The organism is Streptococcus salivarius, assembly GCF_000785515.1.
GTDB classification, from domain to species: Bacteria; Bacillota; Bacilli; order Lactobacillales; family Streptococcaceae; genus Streptococcus; species Streptococcus salivarius.
The window spans coordinates 599,713-616,690 of record NZ_CP009913.1 but is presented as its reverse complement, the minus strand read 5'-3'; the positions used below and the strand labels follow the sequence as shown (position 1 = coordinate 616,690).

The 16,978-nt window shown below is 42.1% G+C and carries 14 protein-coding genes and 1 pseudogene; 4 read left to right on the top strand and 11 right to left on the bottom strand.

Translation table 11 applies throughout. The features are described from left to right. The first annotated feature begins 1 nt into the window (after nt 1). The 4 genes and pseudogenes from SSAL8618_RS03035 (at nt 2) to SSAL8618_RS03020 (ending at nt 2,809) form a co-directional block, all read left to right on the top strand. A complete protein-coding gene (locus tag SSAL8618_RS03035; protein WP_013990948.1) occupies nt 2-1,273 on the top strand; it encodes a hydroxymethylglutaryl-CoA reductase, degradative in 1,272 nt (423 codons plus the stop codon). A 169-nt stretch (nt 1,274-1,442) separates the two neighbouring features. After that, nucleotides 1,443-1,891: pseudogene (locus SSAL8618_RS03030) on the top strand (DUF1836 domain-containing protein). Then, nucleotides 1,884-2,561 carry a PAQR family membrane homeostasis protein TrhA gene (trhA, locus tag SSAL8618_RS03025; RefSeq protein ID WP_002886236.1) on the top strand — a complete coding sequence of 226 codons (678 nt, stop codon included), beginning with the start codon at nt 1,884-1,886 and terminating at the stop codon, nt 2,559-2,561. Before SSAL8618_RS03030 ends, trhA begins: the two are co-directional and overlap by 8 nt. A 56-nt stretch (nt 2,562-2,617) precedes the next feature. Further along, nucleotides 2,618-2,809 (top strand): PspC domain-containing protein, encoded by a 192-nt coding sequence (locus tag SSAL8618_RS03020; RefSeq protein WP_002886147.1) that lies wholly within the window; start codon nt 2,618-2,620, stop codon nt 2,807-2,809. 73 nt (nt 2,810-2,882) lie between these two features. Here the strand turns inward: SSAL8618_RS03020 and SSAL8618_RS03015 are convergent, their stop codons facing one another. The 11 genes from SSAL8618_RS03015 to glmU form a co-directional block, all read right to left on the bottom strand. Further along, nucleotides 2,883-3,941 carry a DUF3114 domain-containing protein gene (locus SSAL8618_RS03015; RefSeq protein ID WP_002885887.1) on the bottom strand — a complete coding sequence of 353 codons (1,059 nt, stop codon included), beginning with the start codon at nt 3,939-3,941 and terminating at the stop codon, nt 2,883-2,885. A gap of 29 nt (nt 3,942-3,970) precedes the next feature. Continuing rightward, nucleotides 3,971-4,909, bottom strand: a complete 939-nt coding sequence (locus SSAL8618_RS03010; RefSeq protein WP_038675546.1) for an alpha/beta fold hydrolase — start codon at nt 4,907-4,909, stop codon at nt 3,971-3,973. A 49-nt stretch (nt 4,910-4,958) separates the two neighbouring features. After that, nucleotides 4,959-6,905: a threonine--tRNA ligase gene (thrS, locus tag SSAL8618_RS03005; RefSeq protein WP_002886069.1), complete on the bottom strand. Its 1,947-nt coding sequence runs from the start codon at nt 6,903-6,905 to the stop codon at nt 4,959-4,961. A gap of 48 nt (nt 6,906-6,953) precedes the next feature. Continuing rightward, on the bottom strand, nt 6,954-7,346 hold the full coding sequence (locus SSAL8618_RS03000) for a hypothetical protein (RefSeq protein WP_038675543.1): 393 nt from the start codon (nt 7,344-7,346) through the stop codon (nt 6,954-6,956). 458 nt (nt 7,347-7,804) lie between these two features. Continuing rightward, complete coding sequence (locus SSAL8618_RS02995; protein WP_038675541.1) at nt 7,805-9,127, bottom strand: glycosyltransferase family 4 protein; 1,323 nt, start codon at nt 9,125-9,127, stop codon at nt 7,805-7,807. Next, a complete protein-coding gene (locus SSAL8618_RS02990; RefSeq protein ID WP_021144521.1) occupies nt 9,128-10,126 on the bottom strand; it encodes an LTA glycolipid anchor biosynthesis glycosyltransferase, IagA/BgsA family in 999 nt (332 codons plus the stop codon). A 130-nt stretch (nt 10,127-10,256) separates the two neighbouring features. Further along, the gene (locus SSAL8618_RS10220; protein ID WP_052124396.1) at nt 10,257-13,301 is read right to left on the bottom strand and encodes a Spy0128 family protein; all 3,045 of its coding nucleotides are present in this window, start codon (nt 13,299-13,301) and stop codon (nt 10,257-10,259) included. A 392-nt stretch (nt 13,302-13,693) separates the two neighbouring features. Beyond that, the gene (locus SSAL8618_RS02980) at nt 13,694-14,386 is read right to left on the bottom strand and encodes a 5'-methylthioadenosine/adenosylhomocysteine nucleosidase (protein ID WP_002886153.1); all 693 of its coding nucleotides are present in this window, start codon (nt 14,384-14,386) and stop codon (nt 13,694-13,696) included. A gap of 66 nt (nt 14,387-14,452) precedes the next feature. Then, complete coding sequence (gene macP, locus SSAL8618_RS02975) at nt 14,453-14,713, bottom strand: cell wall synthase accessory phosphoprotein MacP (protein WP_013990959.1); 261 nt, start codon at nt 14,711-14,713, stop codon at nt 14,453-14,455. 3 nt (nt 14,714-14,716) lie between these two features. Beyond that, nucleotides 14,717-15,265 carry an NUDIX domain-containing protein gene (locus SSAL8618_RS02970; RefSeq protein ID WP_014633436.1) on the bottom strand — a complete coding sequence of 183 codons (549 nt, stop codon included), beginning with the start codon at nt 15,263-15,265 and terminating at the stop codon, nt 14,717-14,719. Nucleotides 15,266-15,344: 79 nt separating this feature from the next. Continuing rightward, nucleotides 15,345-16,727 (bottom strand): bifunctional UDP-N-acetylglucosamine diphosphorylase/glucosamine-1-phosphate N-acetyltransferase GlmU, encoded by a 1,383-nt coding sequence (glmU, locus tag SSAL8618_RS02965; protein WP_014633437.1) that lies wholly within the window; start codon nt 16,725-16,727, stop codon nt 15,345-15,347. Nucleotides 16,728-16,978: the final 251 nt, after the last annotated feature.

Here is a 16,978-nt window from a genome sequence, read left to right as displayed (position 1 = left end):
TATGACTAAACTCTCTTGGACTGGTTTTTCCAAGAAGACACCGCAAGAACGTAAAGAGCATTTGAAAACGAATGCTCTTTTGTCTCAGGAAAATCAAGATCTTCTGGATAAGGACCAACAACTCACCCTTGAAACAGCCAATCAGATGGCTGAAAATGTCATTGGTCGATTCACACTCCCCTTTGCCATTTGCCCAGATGTATTGGTAGATGGTGTGACCTATCAGGTTCCCATGGTTACCGAGGAACCCTCAGTTGTGGCTGCTGCTTCCTACGCTAGCAAGCTCATTAAGCGTTCTGGTGGTTTCACGACTACAATCCATGACCGTCAAATGATTGGCCAAGTTGCCCTCTTTGACGTTCCTGATAAGGATAATGCTTCAAGCAAAATTCAAGCAGCCAGTCAGGACCTTATAGAGATTGCCAAAGAGGCTCACCCTTCTATTGTTAAGCGTGGGGGTGGCCCTCGCAAGCTCTGGACTGAGACTAAAGGAGACTTCCTCATTGTCTATCTAGCCGTTGATACCCAAGAAGCCATGGGAGCCAATATGGTCAACACCATGATGGAAGCCCTGGTGCCAGAATTAGAAAACCTGTCAGAAGGTCAAAGCCTCATGGCTATTCTCTCAAATCTAGCCACTGAAAGTCTTGTGACAGCGACTTGTCGTCTTAGCACACGCTTCCTCAGTCGTAATAAGGAAGAGGCACATGACCTGGCTAAGAAAATGGAGATGGCCAGCCAACTGGCTCAGGTGGACCCCTACCGAGCAGCTACCCATAATAAGGGAATTTTCAATGGTATCGATGCCCTAGTTATCGCGACCGGAAACGATTGGCGAGCAGTTGAGGCCGGTAGCCATGCCTATGCAAGCAAGGATGGTAGCTACCGAGGTCTGTCCACATGGACTTATAATCAGGAATCTAAGGAACTAGTTGGAGAATTATCCCTCCCCATGCCAATCGCAACCCGTGGCGGTTCTATCGGACTTAACCCTAGTGCTTCTATCGCCCATGATTTGCTTAATCATCCAGATGCCAAAACCCTAGCCAGTATCATCGTCTCTCTTGGTTTGGCACAAAATCTAGCTGCTCTCAAAGCTCTGACTTCAACAGGAATACAAGCAGGACATATGAAACTCCAAGCCAAATCCCTGGCTTTGTTAGCTGGGGCCAGTCCTGAAGAAATGCCTCAAGTTTTGGCTGAACTTCTCAAGGCCAAACATATGAACCAAGAAACTGCACAAGCAATTTTGGAGAAACTCAGAACCCCATAAAAAGAGAATATGAAGCAATAAAATATCACTCTGCCTTATCACATAAAAAATAAAGATGTTGGAAATTTTATCTCAACATCTTTTTCATATCTCACAAGTTCTGACTTGACTTGAATTTCTATAATGTTATAATCTAGTTATGAAAACTAGATAAAGAGGTTTTTATAATTTGACAACACAACAATACCCTCTCTGGGAAGAATTACCAGAGATTGAACTCTATTTGGATCAGGTTTTGCTCTATGTCAATCAGGTCACCCAAAGCACTTTGGGACCAAACGACAAGGGGCTAACCGCCTCTATGGTCAATAATTATGTCAAACATGGCCATGTCGCAAAACCCATCAAGAAAAAATATAATGCTGCTCAGGTAGCTAGACTTATTGTCATCACTAGTCTGAAGACCGTCTTTGAGATTTCTGAGATTGCCAAAACCTTAGAAATCCTACGAACAGATGCTGAAAGTCAAAAGAGCTACTACAATGACTTTGTAGCCTGTATGAATGGTCAGTTTCCCCAAGAAGCTCCACAAGTCATACTCTCAGCCTGTCAGACGCTTCAATGTTACCAGCTACTCATCAACTTTTGAACGACCTTGAAGGAGGAAATAATGTCTAATACTGCTACTTTTAATACTTCTCCCAACCTCAAACTCAGTAAAAAACTTAGCTTTGGTGAGGAAGTGGCAAACAGTGTGACTCACGCCGTCGGAGCTGTGGCCATGCTAGTCTTACTGCCAATTACTGCTGTTCATGCCAACAATGGCTACGGCATGACAGCTGCTGTCGGGATGTCTGTTTTCGTTATCAGCCTATTCCTCATGTTTTTGAGCTCAGCCATCTACCATGCTATGGATTACAATTCACCCCACAAGATGGTTCTAAGAATTATTGACCACAGCATGATTTATATCGCCATTGCTGGAAGCTACACCCCTGTTGCCCTCTCATTGGTTGGCGGTTGGCTAGGCTATAGCATCATCATCCTCCAATGGGGAACAACAATTTTTGGCATTCTCTACAAAATCTTTGCTAAAAAAATCAATGAAAAGTTCTCCCTCTTCCTCTATCTGATGATGGGATGGTTGGTTATCTTCATTATTCCAGCTATCGTCACTAAGACAGGGCCAGCCTTTTGGGGACTCATGCTTGCTGGAGGATTGTCATACACGGTTGGAGCAGCTTTTTACGCTAAGAAAAAACCATACTTCCACATGATTTGGCACCTCTTCATCATGCTGGCTTCAGCACTCCAATATCTGGGTATCGTCTACTTCATGCTTCCTTAAGCTAATACTAGACTTCAAGGTCTTATGGTATAATAAGGCATACGGAGGTAAATCATATGAAAAAAGAACTCAGACGAGATCCAAACAACAAAATCATTGCCGGTGTTTGTTCTGGTATCGCTAAATATCTTGACATCGATCCTGTCATTATTCGCCTCATTTGGGCTGCAGCGATTTTCTTATTCGGAACAGGCTTTCTTTTCTACATCATTTGCTGGATTATTATCCCAGAAGAAAGCAAGTGGTAAGTTATCATTGAATATACAAAAAAGTGATACAGACCTAAATTTCTTACTATTTAGGTCTGTATCACTTTCTTTTTTATTTTCTCAAGCGGAAAATCAAATAGCTGACATTAACAAGGAGTAAAACACTCCAAAGAATGAGAAAGGGAATATTTCCTCGGACAGCATTGTGCCAAATACCTAGGGCGTATAAGGCCATAAAGACTAGTGAGCCTAGAACTGCTGTTCCTTTATTGTTTTGTGGTTGTTTAGACATATGAACCTCCTTTGATTGCTTGGTCTGATTCGGTTTAAAGCCATAAACCAGAGCGAGAAAAAATCTGGCTTGGCGTTTGACATCATTTGCCAAAGACCTATGAGACTGGGCATAGATGCCTTTTGGATTGTAGAAAGATTTATCAAACTGTTCAGGCGCTTGCTGTCCCCAACGTTTTTTCAATTTGTTGGGTGAACGAAAGCCCCTAGTCATTCGATTACGAAAATCAGGGTCATGTGGTTGGACCGGCTCCACATCCAGTTGCCAGTGGCGTTTGAAATTACCATAGTTAAAACTGGCACCATTAACCACCCCACTCTCGGTCACCTGCTCCGCATCGACCTCATTGAGAAAGTTTCCCTGACTATCCAGAATAAACTCAATCCGATTATAGAGAAGAATTTTTAGATTAACACTTGGAATCCCATCAGGATAAACCGCCTTGCCATCACAGATAGAAATCTTTTGGTGCAAACGTCCCTGATCAAACATGGTGAAAGGCTTCCATCTCAGATAGACAGCCAAAGCTTCTTTATCTGTCATCCCTGGCTTTTTATAATGCGTTCGCACATACTGGGACTGTTGACTAGAAATCAGGTAACGTAGCTGATGGATTTGTCTCTCAATAGAGGCATTCTTAGACAAACTATCACCAGGAAAAGCCAGGTCTACCAATTTAACGACATCCTTCCAGAAGGAATCATGCGGTGCCAAGTCAGGATCAAAATAAGATAAAAGGTGTTGGGTTTCTTCAAGCTCTCCCGATAAATCCTCTGGCATCCCTATATAAGCTAACAATAGCTTTAGTACTTGCAATGGCTGGTAGTCCCTTTGCCAGTCCTCCCATAAGTTTCGAAAGGCTTTTGAACCAATGAGCATCACATCTCTCCTCGATAATATATGTAAATTTAATCAGTCGTCTTTTTGATGAACTCCTCTATCTTTGCTGCTACCTCTTTGGTCTGATAGTGATAAAGATAATGCGGAGAATCATAAAAAGTCACTTCGATATTTTTCTGGTCCTTTGCAAAGCTAGTCGCATAATGCCGCCAGTCCTCCTGGCTAAAACCAGTACCCTCACCATTAGAGACCATCAGTAAGGTTGGAATTTGTGAATCAATGCTAGAAGTAACCTTTTTCGCATTTTCCTTAACAGACAGGCTCTCATTTAACATAGCCTTTGACAATATTTGACGATAGGCTATCCGTTGATAGAGGCGGCAGTCACTACTACTTAGATTGTCATTAGGCACATATAAGCGACTCGGTAAATACCTTAATAGGCCTAATTGACTTCCCCACCGAGCCATACGTAAAATCTGGGGATGCATTTTCAAATGGGAGTAACTTTCAGGTAGGGCCCAATCTAAACCAATGATAGCTTTCACTTCACTAGGGTATTTTTCCTGCCACAGAAGTGTCTCTAAGGAGGCCATCGAATGGGAGAGGATAATATAAGGACCTGATACATGGGCCTTGGCTAGGGCTTGTCGTGTCTCTGAAAGAACCTCAGAAACATCTCGGGACTTAGATGTGTCCTCACTGTAACCATAGCCAGCCCTTTCAACAACGACTATCTTATACTGCTTCGAAAGCCCATCATACAAGTCTTTAAAATCTAGAATGGGAGAGGCTGTTCCAGCACCAGAAAGAAAAACTAGAGTTTGTGGCCCCTCCCCCTTTACAAAGACGCTCATGTCATGGCCATTAACAGACACCATTTGCCCCATAGGGTTGAGAGAAGCCTTCTCTCTTTGCAAGGATAATCTGTGATAAGTAAAGCTAGACAGTAACAAGAGCAGGACTGCTCCCAGCAGAAATAAAAGTCTTTTCCTAAAAACGTGCATGCTTTATCCTACTAAAAAGTCAGCTAGCTTAGCTAACCGACTTTCTGATTTATTCGGCATCTGGGCGTGATTTGCGAGCAATATCAGCAAGAATATTTTCTACAAATTCTGACACAGCTTCAGTGTGTGTTTGTTTTTGTCCATAGCGACGAACGTTAACAGTTCCGTCTTCCATTTCCTTATCACCAACAATCAATTGGTAAGGGATTTTTTGTGTTTGAGACGCACGAATCTTGTATTGCATTTTCTCGTTACGTTCATCCACTTCAACACGGATACCACGGTCACGAAGTTGTTTAGCAACTTCCCAAGCGTAATCTGTGTGGGCTTCATTTGAAACTGGGATAACAGTTACTTGTTGAGGTGCCAACCAAGTTGGGAAGGCTCCTTTATAGTTTTCAATAAGGATAGCTGTAAAGCGTTCCATTGTTGAGATAACCCCACGGTGAATCATAACTGGACGGTGTTCTTCCCCATCAGCTCCGATGTATTTAAGGTCAAAGCGTTCTGGAAGCAAGAAGTCCAATTGGATAGTAGAAAGTGTTTCTTCATTACCAAGGGCAGTCTTCACTTGGATATCAAGTTTTGGACCGTAGAAGGCAGCTTCACCTTCTGCTTCAAAGTAGTCGAGTTCCATGTCATCCATGGCTGATTTCAACATGCTTTGAGCATTTTCCCACATTTCGTCATTGTCAAAGTATTTGTGAGTATCTTTAGGGTCACGGTATGACAAACGGAAACGATAGTCAGTCAAGTTGAAATCTTCGTAAACGTCGATAATCAATTGAAGCGTACGTTGGAACTCATCTTTGATTTGTTCAGGTGTTACGAAAGTATGTCCGTCATTAAGTGACATTTCACGTACACGTTGAAGTCCTGTAAGGGCACCAGATTTTTCATAACGGTGCATCATACCGATTTCAGCGATACGGATAGGCAATTCGCGGTAAGAGTGCACATGGTGTTTGTAAACTTCGATGTGGTGAGGACAGTTCATTGGACGAAGGACAAAGGCTTCACCATCTCCCATATCCATTGTTGGGAACATATCTTCACGGTAGTGATCCCAGTGACCTGAAGTTTTGTATAGCTCAACTGAGGCAATTGGTGGAGTGTAGACGTGTTGGTAGCCTGCTGCTACTTCCTTGTCCACGATGTAGCGTTCCAAGACACGACGGATTGTCGCACCGTTTGGCAACCAGAATGGAAGACCTTGACCAACTTCTTGAGAAATCATGAACAAATCAAGTTCTTTACCAAGTTTACGGTGGTCACGTTCTTTAGCTTCTTCAAGACGTTTAAGGTAAGCTTTAAGGTCTTTTTTATCGAACCAAGCTGTACCATAAATACGTTGCATCATAGCATTATCGCTATTTCCACGCCAGTAAGCACCTGCAACATTCAAAAGGTGGAAGACTTGGATACGACCAGTTGATGGCACGTGTGGGCCACGGCAAAGGTCAACGTATTCACCTTGACGGTAGATAGTCAAACCACCTTCATCTTCTGAATGTTCTTCAATCAATTCCAATTTATATGGGTCATTTTTGAAGATTTCACGCGCTTCGTCTTTAGTCACTTCTTCACGGATTGATGGGAAGTTTTCTTTAACGATTTTCTTCATTTCTTCTTCGATACGAGGAAGGTCTTCGTTAGAAATTTGACCAGCTTCATTGTCAGTATCGTAGTAGAAACCATCTTCGATAGCTGGACCGACACCCAAGTGGATGTCTGGGAAGAGGCGACGAGCAGCTTGGGCAAACAAGTGAGCCGCTGAGTGACGCAAGATTGGAAGAGCATCTTCGTGATCAGGTGTCACGATTTCGATGCTTCCATCTTCAGTGATGGCACGTGTAGTGTCAATCAATTTACCGTTAAATTTACCAGCAAGAGCTTTTTTAGCCAAAGAGTTGCTGATAGATTGTGCAATGTCAAAAGTTGTAACGCCAGATTCGAACTCACGAACAGCGCCATCTGGGAAAGTAATGTTAATCATAATTAAGATGTAGAGCTCTAAAGGTCGAGCCCTTTCGTCCTTTCTATATTAATTATTTTTGTTGTAATAGTTTGTTTCTAGGATACTTTGCAATTCCTTCTTATGCCAACCAGCACCAATCATCATCTTGTTGACATTAAAGTCTAGATCCCTGCCATCAGTTAGAAAGAAACGAAGTTTGTAACCAATAAACAAACGTTTCTTAAACTGATAGGACTTAATCATCTCTTCAGGAAGTGTAGCAATAATCTCCCCTAATTTTCCTAAAGGAGTAATCGAGATAATGAAAACCTCTTTTTCTGTAAAAACAATAAGAAAATAGGCATTGGCTGTTCCACCAAGTCTTTGAGTAGCATAGATAGCGTGCATAGTCTCAGCAAGACTAGCATCCACACCGTGGTCAATCAAGTAGGCCTTGATAGCTTCATATTTGAACCCCATAAAATTCTCCCTCAACTAAAAAGATAGTGTCACCTCGTTCTAAACAATCCTTTTAGTAATCAAAGAGAAAATATTTAGTCACAAAGTAAAGCTTTTCTATCTAAACTAGACATTCTAAAAATTGTAAAGCATACCAAACAATACAAAAAGCGACATCCTAAAAAGGACGTCGCAACGTGGTTCCACCTTAGTTCGTGTACGACAAAAAATGAGTCTGTCCTACACCTCTGATTGGCTCTAACGTGGCCACCGTTTTATGTTTGCATAAAAAGTTAATCGAGTAGTCCCAATCATGTCCTCTGCGTGATTTCCAGCGCCACACGCTCTCTGAAAGATTTCCCATGACTGATATGTCTCTATGCGTTATTATAGCATGAAACTGTAATTTTTCAAGCTAATTATCTCTTTTATTAATCAATTCTAAGATTTTATCTGACTTGGAAAAACTGATTGCTTTCCTAATCCAGAAGTTTCGTGATATTTCTGATTTTCTTGACCTGTTTAGCTAATCCTTTGAGGATGCGAACAGAGCCGTTAACAGGCAAGGTAATAGCCTTGGTTGGTAAATAAGTTACCATACGCGTCAAGCGTTTCATGGTACTATCTTCACCATTCAAATCATTGTGGAAATCCTTAGAAATCGTAAGGTCCAAGTAATACTCATAGACACGTTTTCCAAAGTTTTCCGCAGAAATTTCATAAAGCTTGTCAGCCCACTTAGTCTCGTCTTTCTCTGGCGTTGCAATGGCTGCTTCCAAAATAGCTCCGGCTAAATCATTATCCTGATAATAGAGGGTTCCAAACATCTGGTCTGTAATCACATTATCCAAATAAGGATTTCCATGAGCAATGACAGGGGTACCGCTAGCCAGGGCTTCCAGATAGGTCAAGCCCTGAGTCTCACTGGTTGATGCCGAAATGAAGAAATCAGCAGCCTTATAATAAAGGGCTGTCTCACTAGGCGCAATCATACCTGTAAAAACCACCTTGTCCTGAATACCGAGTTTCTTGGCTTGAGACTTAAGATCTGGTAGGTAAGGACCATCGCCAGCCACAACCAAACGCACCTTGTCGTCTTCCTCCAAAACAGAAGGCAGAGCAGCTAGCACAGCCTGGATGTTTTTCTCATAGGACACACGAGAGAGGCTCAACAACATGGTCTCATCAGAGGCGATACCAAGCTTGGATCTCAAGTCTGCCACATCATCTTCAGTAATCTCTGGACGTTGGAATTTTTCAAGTTCAATTCCAGTTGGAATGACACGTTTTTCAGCTGCAACCTTGTACTTGAGCAAAAGGTCATAAACAATCTCACTCGGACAGATGACTCCATCTAAATCGCTCATAAAGCCACGAACAATGTACTTAACCATACTTGGACGGATAACCATACCTTTGGCAATATAGCGGACATAGTCTTCATACTGAGTATGGTAGGTATGCACAACAGGAATCCTAAGTTCGCGTGCAATGGCAATCCCTAGCAGACCTAATGAAAACTCTGTCTGCGTATGAATAATATCAAGCTTATATTGTTTGGCAATCTCTAGTGCCTTGGAAAAGCCACGATAAGCTACACGGCGATCCTTAAAAGCAAAGAAAGGCACACTCGGAATACGGACAATCTGCCAGTCTTCATAGCGGTCAACATCTCTATCAGTGGTGGTAAAGATAAAGACTGTATGTCCCATTTTTTCCAACTGCGTCTTCAGCGTGCGAATACTGGTCGCAACACCTGATACCTGTGGAAAATAGGTATCTGTAAACAATCCGATACGCATTTAAATCTCCAATACTTCTTTGTAGGCTTCAACAAGCTTTTGGGCGACATCATCAATCGAGCGACTTTCTGCAACCTTATAGCCTTCTTCACGTTTGTCCACTTTACCATCGATAATATCTTGCAAGGCTACTACAAATTCGTCCACGTTGTGCCCAAATGAAGCGGATTTGTCATCAACCCAGCCTTCATAAACAGGAATATCACGTAAAACCACATGCTGGTGACTGGCAAAGGCTTCTAGCACCACAATCCCTTCTGTTTCCTCGTATGATGGGAAAAAGAAGGCGTTAGCACCACTCATAGCCCCCTGGAAGACGGCTCCCTTGAAATAACCTGGGAAGCTGACATTATCAGGATGCTTACCATTGACAATGTCTCGAATCTTCTTAGGAATCAGCCATTTGCTGATACTACCTAACCAAATAAAACGAACATGAGGCATCTTTTCGGCAACCTTGACGAAATCTTCAATTCCCTTGCGTTGGAAATAAAGCCCCGCACAAATCACCACTGGCTGTCCTTCCTTGATACCAAAGTAGTCTCGGAAAACTTCTTCTTTACGTGGATCCTTGCCGTATTTTTTCAAATCAATCCCATTTGAAACAGCAATGATTGGTGTGGTAACTCCGTAAGACTGAATCAATTTTTTGGAATACTCAGATGGCGTAATCACGTAATCGGCCTTTTGGTACATGTGGGCCAAATATTTTCCAAAAAGTGGAGCCAAAAGGTTAGAACCGATGAATGAATTCTCAAAGTCCTCACGTGTCGAATGGCCATGCATGATGACCTTCTTGCCACGGCGTTTTGCAGCATGCAACAACATCAAACTGCGTGGCCCATAAGTATTAATATGAACGACATCATAATCACCCAAGATGTCCGTTGTATAGGGAATCCCCGCCAAGTCCAAGGCATGCATCTGATGGTGGAGAGCCCGTCCGATTCCTGATTTTTCAAGAACCGATTTTCCTTCAAGATAAAGTAGAACTTTCATACTCTTCATTATAGCTTAATTTAGTAGAAATTTCATCTTGCAGTTGGCTTTATCTTGATTTCTCATTTAATGAGATAGGCGGCCAAATACTAAAAAAGATCGAGAATACTCGATCTTTTAGGTCATCATCTTAAACGTCTTTACGGCGACGATGGCTATATGCTACACCCATGACTGCTGCCACTTCTGCTACCGCACCAAGGGCAAGCAAGGCAGTATCGTTAGCTTGACCAGTCTCTGGAAGTTGAGGTCCTGATTTCTCAGAGGATTGAACTGGCTTAGCTGGTTTTGGAGTCACCGGTGGAGTAGGCGGAGTTGGTGGTGTTGGCGGAACCACTGGTGGTTTAGGTGGGACACTTGGTGGTGTCGGTGGTGTTGGCGGTGTTGGCGGTGTTGGCGGTGTAGGAGGTTTTGGAGGAATGTAACTATTGTTAAATTCTGTATCCAAAGGAAGAAGGACAGCTGCTACAAGCAGATTTTCCTTTTCACCTACAGTCTTAGTAACGGTCACCTGGAATTTAGCCACCATGTTATCATAAACCACGTCAGCTTCATTGCCCTTGACTTCTTCAACAGTGTAGTAGTAAACACCTGGTTTGTCGTAGACAATATTTTCAAAACTAATGTTTCCTTGTGCATTATTGGTCACTGTTTGGATAACATTACCCTTGTCGTCCTTGAGAACGAAACTAAACTCACCATCTTTGAGGTTACGACCTGTAAGAACCTTGGTCAATTCGAATTTGGCCTTAGCTGGTTGCACGTCTTTCACATAGTTATTGAAAACAGTATCTTTTGGATTAGCAACTGTTGATACCAAAGCATCACCATCTCGTGTCACTGTAATCCAGACAGTTGCTTTCATACCATCATAGATGATATCTTCGTTAGTTCCCTTAACTTCTTCAACAGTATAAGTGTAAGTTCCTGCCTTATCAAAGTGAAGTTCACTAAAGGCAACACGACCATCAGCTGTATTACCAACTGTTTCGACAATATGACCGGCACTATCTTTGAGAACAAATTGGAACTCATTAGCAGTCAAAGTTTGGTTGACACCTGCCTTAGTCAATTCCTTACTGAACTGAATAGCGGCCTTAGCTGGAGTCACAAACTTGTTGTTAAAGATAGTGTCTTTAGGATTAACCACGGTTGAAACAAGGGCGTCGCCATCACGTGTTACCGTGATAGAAACAGCAGCTTTCATGCTGTCATAAACAATCGAGTCATCCTTACCTGTAAGCTCTTCAACAGTGTAGTTGTAAGTACCTACCTTGTTAAAGGTTAACTCACTAAAAGCAACCTGACCATCAGCTGTATTACCAACAGTTTCAAGGACTTTTCCAAAACGGTCTTTGAGAACAAATTGGAATTGATCTGCTTTTAGATCTTGTTTAACGCCTGCCTTGGTCAATTCCTTACCGAATGCGATTTTAGCTTTAGCTGGAGTGACCAATTTATTATTAAAGATAATATCTTCTGGATAGACAACTTTGGCAACCAATTTAACTTGATTATCCACAGTTTCACGAACAACCTGAATAGTGATATTAGCTTCTAGTTTGTCATATACCACATCTTCATCATTACCTGGAACCTCTGTCACACGATAATGATAGATGCCTGGCTTACTGAGTGAGAGATCTGAAAAGATGATTTTACCCTTGGCATCATTAGTGGTTTCCCCTAAGTCAACAGGATTGGCACTATCAGTCACATCAACCAATTTGAAGGTAAATTCTTTGTCCTTGAGGTCTCTACCCGCCAAGTCCTTCTCAAGCTCAAGATTGAAATGAGCGAGGTTATCTCCGATGGCATCTCCTCGGCCACCAACCAAGCGAATAGTTGACTTGTAAGAATCGGAAACAACATCAGCATGAAGTTTAATACGGTTGACAGGGTTAGCTGATTCTTCAACAGGTTGTGTCAAACGGGTTTGATACCAAACATAAACCATGCGGTCCAACTGATTGAGTTTAAGCTCAAAATGGCTATCATCATAAGAGAAACTCTTAATCAGATCCATAGCTGATCCCTTGTCAATCCAAGGATCTGCCGAATCAATGTAGCGAAGTTGCAAAGAACCGTCCACAAATCTTTGATTGTCAGACCAAGTATCAACCAGTTTCAAGTTGTTAAGGAGACGTCGTGAGTAATTGAGACGCATCTGCCAATTCAAAAGCGTAGGATCATGCTTGTCTTGACTACCCCACTTAGAAATAACCTCTTGACCTGGAGGAGGTGATTGCACTTTACCCACTGAAACATGAATGATACGTCCCTCAAAATCAAGAGTAAGATGTTCCCCTTCATCTACTTCTTCAGAATAAAGGGTATCCAACTCCAAACTCATGAGCTTATTGTTGGGATGTGTTTGGAAATAGTTATTAAAGGTCGTTGTGACACGATTCTTCTCAGGATCAATTTGAGCCAGACCTACAATTTGATTGTCTGGATTATAGACATTGATATCGTAGCTAGTACGGAAACGCAACTGCTCAGGCAAATTAAAAATGACCTGATCCCCTTCATTGATAGTCATATCATCAGGGAAAGGAATATTGTGGTAGACAACCTTGCTAGTAGCGTACTTACTATTTCCGTTCGGAAATTCCATTTCCACATCAGGATTTTGAACAGTGATTTCAGTACCTGTCTTAGTCACCTTGACATCCGCTGGAATCGGGCGACTTAGGTTGGTAACCTTAAGTCCAAAATTATCAGACGAAGTGGAACTCGTATTGTTAGCTGCAGCGAGGTCGCTAGCGCTAGCTTCTCGTGTTTCATTGACTGTAACAGGTTTCTCACTGAGCCCCTCACTAGTCTTATCTTGTGATGTACTCTTTTGTTCAGAGCTTGCAACCGTTTGCTCTTGAAGCGCAACTTCACTAGAAACAGCAGTTACTGAGATAGCACTGGTACTTTCTGCTTGAACGGTAGGTTCAGCTGTCACTTCTTGACTTGAGGCACTAGTGCTTGTCCTTTGGCCCCCACCATCAGACTCACTGGCTTCCTCAAGTACACTCGTCGCTGGTTGGCCTTTAGGCTCTTCAGCTTGATCTGCTTTGGCGGTACTTACACCAAAAACTGCAGACGAAAGTAAGACCGAAGCAACGCCCACCGTAAACTTACGGATGGAGAAACGCTGCCTCGAATCACCGAATCGGTTATTCATGATTCTATCCTCCCATTTTTACAAATCTTAACATTTTTGTAACCCTTTTCATTCTGAATTATACACTATTTTCAGAACTTTGCAAGATAATTATTTACCCCTTTGGAGGTTTTGTAAAGCTTTCTAAGATATCAATAGATAGTGAAATTTGTAAACCCTTATATGATAAGCTTTCTTTCGGAGTCTCTTTTTTAATATTATTTTTCTTTCTCATTTTATTGCCATAATTTTAATTCAACTTCCGTCTGAAAAATGCTAAAATTCAGATTTTTTCTTTAAAAAATGAGAAGCTTATCTTATCTAAAAGCAGAAAAAAACTGCCATTCTTAAATGAATAGCAGTCATCTTTAAATTAATTAAGAAAATGAGCATAAGCACTCATTTAATGTATTTTAGGCAAGTTCTTTGAGAAACTCAACCAAGATAGCAGCTGATTGTTTCCCCGCCTGAATAATGAATTCATCAAAGGTAATGTTAGCATCATGAGCCGCTGTATCACTCATGGCACGTACAACGATGAAAGGCTTTTTGACACTGTGTGCGGCTTGAGCAATAGCTGCTCCCTCCATCTCTACAGCCAAGACTTCTGGAAAATGCCCCTTAATGGCATCAATCTTGTCTTGACCTGCAATGAAGCTATCACCCGTAGCGATAAGCCCAATCTTAGAATCAATGGAAGCCTGAGCCAAGACCTTTTCGAAAGTCTCTACGAAGGTAGAGTCACTTTCAAAGTAAAGTGGCTGCATAGACATTTGCCCATAATCATAGCCAAAGGCTGTCAAATCAACATCGTGATAGGCTAATTTTGAAGCTACAACCACATCTCCAATTTTAAGTCCAGGTGCTACTGCTCCTGCAGAACCAGTGTTAATGAGGGCATCAACGCCAAAATGGTCTGCCAAGACAGCCACAGACATGGCTGACATAACCTTACCAACACCTGATTGTACCAAAACGACGTCGTGTTTTCCCAAACGTCCTGTGTAGTAGGTATTGCCAAGAACAGTTTCTTCAACCTTATTTTCCAATTGCTCCACTAGAAGCACTAACTCCTGCTCCATGGCAGCGATAATTCCGATTTTCATATAGTTCCTTTTCAGCTTGTAATCTTTCCTGAATCAGTAGCTAGGGCTATCTGACTCATAGACTTTTTAGAAATAAAAGACAGCAATGAAGAGAAGAATCAAGAGGACCACTACCCAAAAGAGGATGCGATTAAGCTTGTGTTGAAATTGATTGCGTTTGGCATTCTCAATTCGACGGCTCTTGTAGGCAGAAGGCTGATAATCAGCCTCATAATCCTCGTCATAGAACTCTTGATCATAGTCCTCATAATAAGGATGTTCCTCTAAATCGATTTCCCCACGCTTGGCCTGCTCAATGATATCGTCGGTCAAAAGTGGTTTGCCCATAGCTTATTTTCCTCCGAAATGAAGTGCATAGTATTGGAGTGCGATGATAGTTTTGGCATCCTGGATAGCCCCTGACGCTACAAGTTCCATACACTCTTCATAGGTCAATTCATAGAGTTCAAGGAACTCATCATCATCAAGTGGACGTGGATTTTCCACAGGTTTAAGGTTGGTCGCTACATAGAGTTTGATTCTCTCATTACAAAAGCCAATGGCTGTGTAAAATTCATAAATCAATTCCAGATCACCCTTGTATTGAGTCTCCTCTTCAAGTTCACGCGCTGCTGCAGCCATCTCATCGCCAGCTTCACCGACTTCCAGTTTGCCTGCAGGAATCTCGTAAGAAACCGCCTCAATAGCCTTACGGTATTGTTTTACGATAATGATTTTTCCTTCTGGGGTAACCGCTAAAACGGCTACTGCTCCCTTGTGGAAGATGAGTTCACGACCAGCCGTCTTACCGTCTGGCAAGAGGACCTCGTCTACTGCAACTTCAAAAATATGTCCCTTAAATTTTGACTCACGTTTGAGTGTTTTTTCTTCAAACTCCATGAATTGACTCCTTTTACTTCTGACCTCATTCTAAGCTACCTCTACTCTACAAGAGAATCTAGCTCAGATAGTCTTAAGCCTACTTTTGTTGGCTTGGGTGGTGAGGTTTCTTAATGGCATAGCCTTCTTTATTGACCTGACGGCCACGTCCAATGGCTACGCTGTCAGCTGGCACATCATCTGTGATGGTTGAACCAGCCGCTGTGAGAGCGTTAGCCCCAATTTCAAGCGGTGCAATCAAGGTTGAATTGCTTCCGATAAAGACATTGTTAGCAATTTGTGTCTTGAACTTGTGTTGTCCATCATAGTTTACGGTAATTGTTCCGGCACCAAAGTTAACGTCAGAACCAACTTCCGCATTACCAATGTAGGTTAAGTGACCAGCCTTGGTATTTTCACCGATAGTAGACCCCTTAACCTCAACGAAGTTACCGATATGAACATCTTTTTTGAGGGTTGAATCTGGACGAACATGGGCAAATGGACCAACGGTAACACCTTCTTCAACCACTGAGTGCTCAATCATAGAGTTAGTGATAACAGTTTTGGCACCGATAGTTGAATCAACAATATAAGTACCATTAGTAAGCACTGACTCTGCACCAATCTTAGTTTGTCCTTTAAGTGTCACATTAGCTTCAATGACAACATCTGGCTCAATTTCCACATCCACGTCGATATAAGTAGCGTTTGGATTTTGGAAAGTAACACCGTTGACCATGTGAGCTTTGTTGATACGACGACGCATAACATCTTCTGCCGTAGCTAGGGCAACACGGTCATTAACCCCAAGACTTTCTTCAAAGTCACGAAGGGTGAAGGCACCTACTTTTTCACCATTCTCACGGAAAATAGAAATGACATCAGTCAAATAGTATTCCCCTTGAGCGTTGTTAGTGTTGATATTTTTAAGTGCTTCGAAGAGACGTTTATTGTCAAAAACGTAAGTCCCTGTATTGATTTCTTTGACTTGTTGTTCGAATTCGTTGGCATCTTTTTGCTCAACAATCTTAGTCACTTCGCCATTTTCGTTACGGATGATACGACCATAACCAAATGGATTGTCCGCAGTTGCAGTCAAGATAGTGGCAACATTTTTGTGATTAACATGGAAATCAATAAGGTTTTTAAGGCTTTCACCAGTAATCAAAGGCGTGTCACCAGCAATAACAAGCGTTTGACCTTCAAGTCCAGCCAACTCATCTTCAGCCATCATTACTGCGTGACCAGTCCCCAACTGCTCAGTTTGCAAAGTGAAGGCAGATTGACCATCCAAAACCTCACGAACAAGTTCAGCCTTGTGACCAATAACAGTAACGTTCTTAGCTGGATCAATGGCTGAAACTGCACGGAAGACATGTTCAAGCATAGTGATGCCTGAAACCTTGTGCAATACTTTTGGAAGATCTGATTTCATGCGAGTTCCTTTACCCGCAGCAAGGATAATTGCGTAATTACTCATTTTCTTTTTCCTTCTTAAGATTTTTTTGTGATGGTTTCCTTCGTGGCGGTCTTAGCCTTGAGCCTCAAATCTCAGGGCCTCCACCTCCCACTGGGATAGCCTACGAAAGAAAGGGGCCTTGAAAACATAGTCTCTCATTTCTTAGAAAATATGTCCTCATAACTGAAGTTTTTTAGGGCCTCTGATTATCTATAATCGCCCTATTATACCATAAATGAAAAGGTTTTGGCAGAATGAAAGGTAATGAAAAA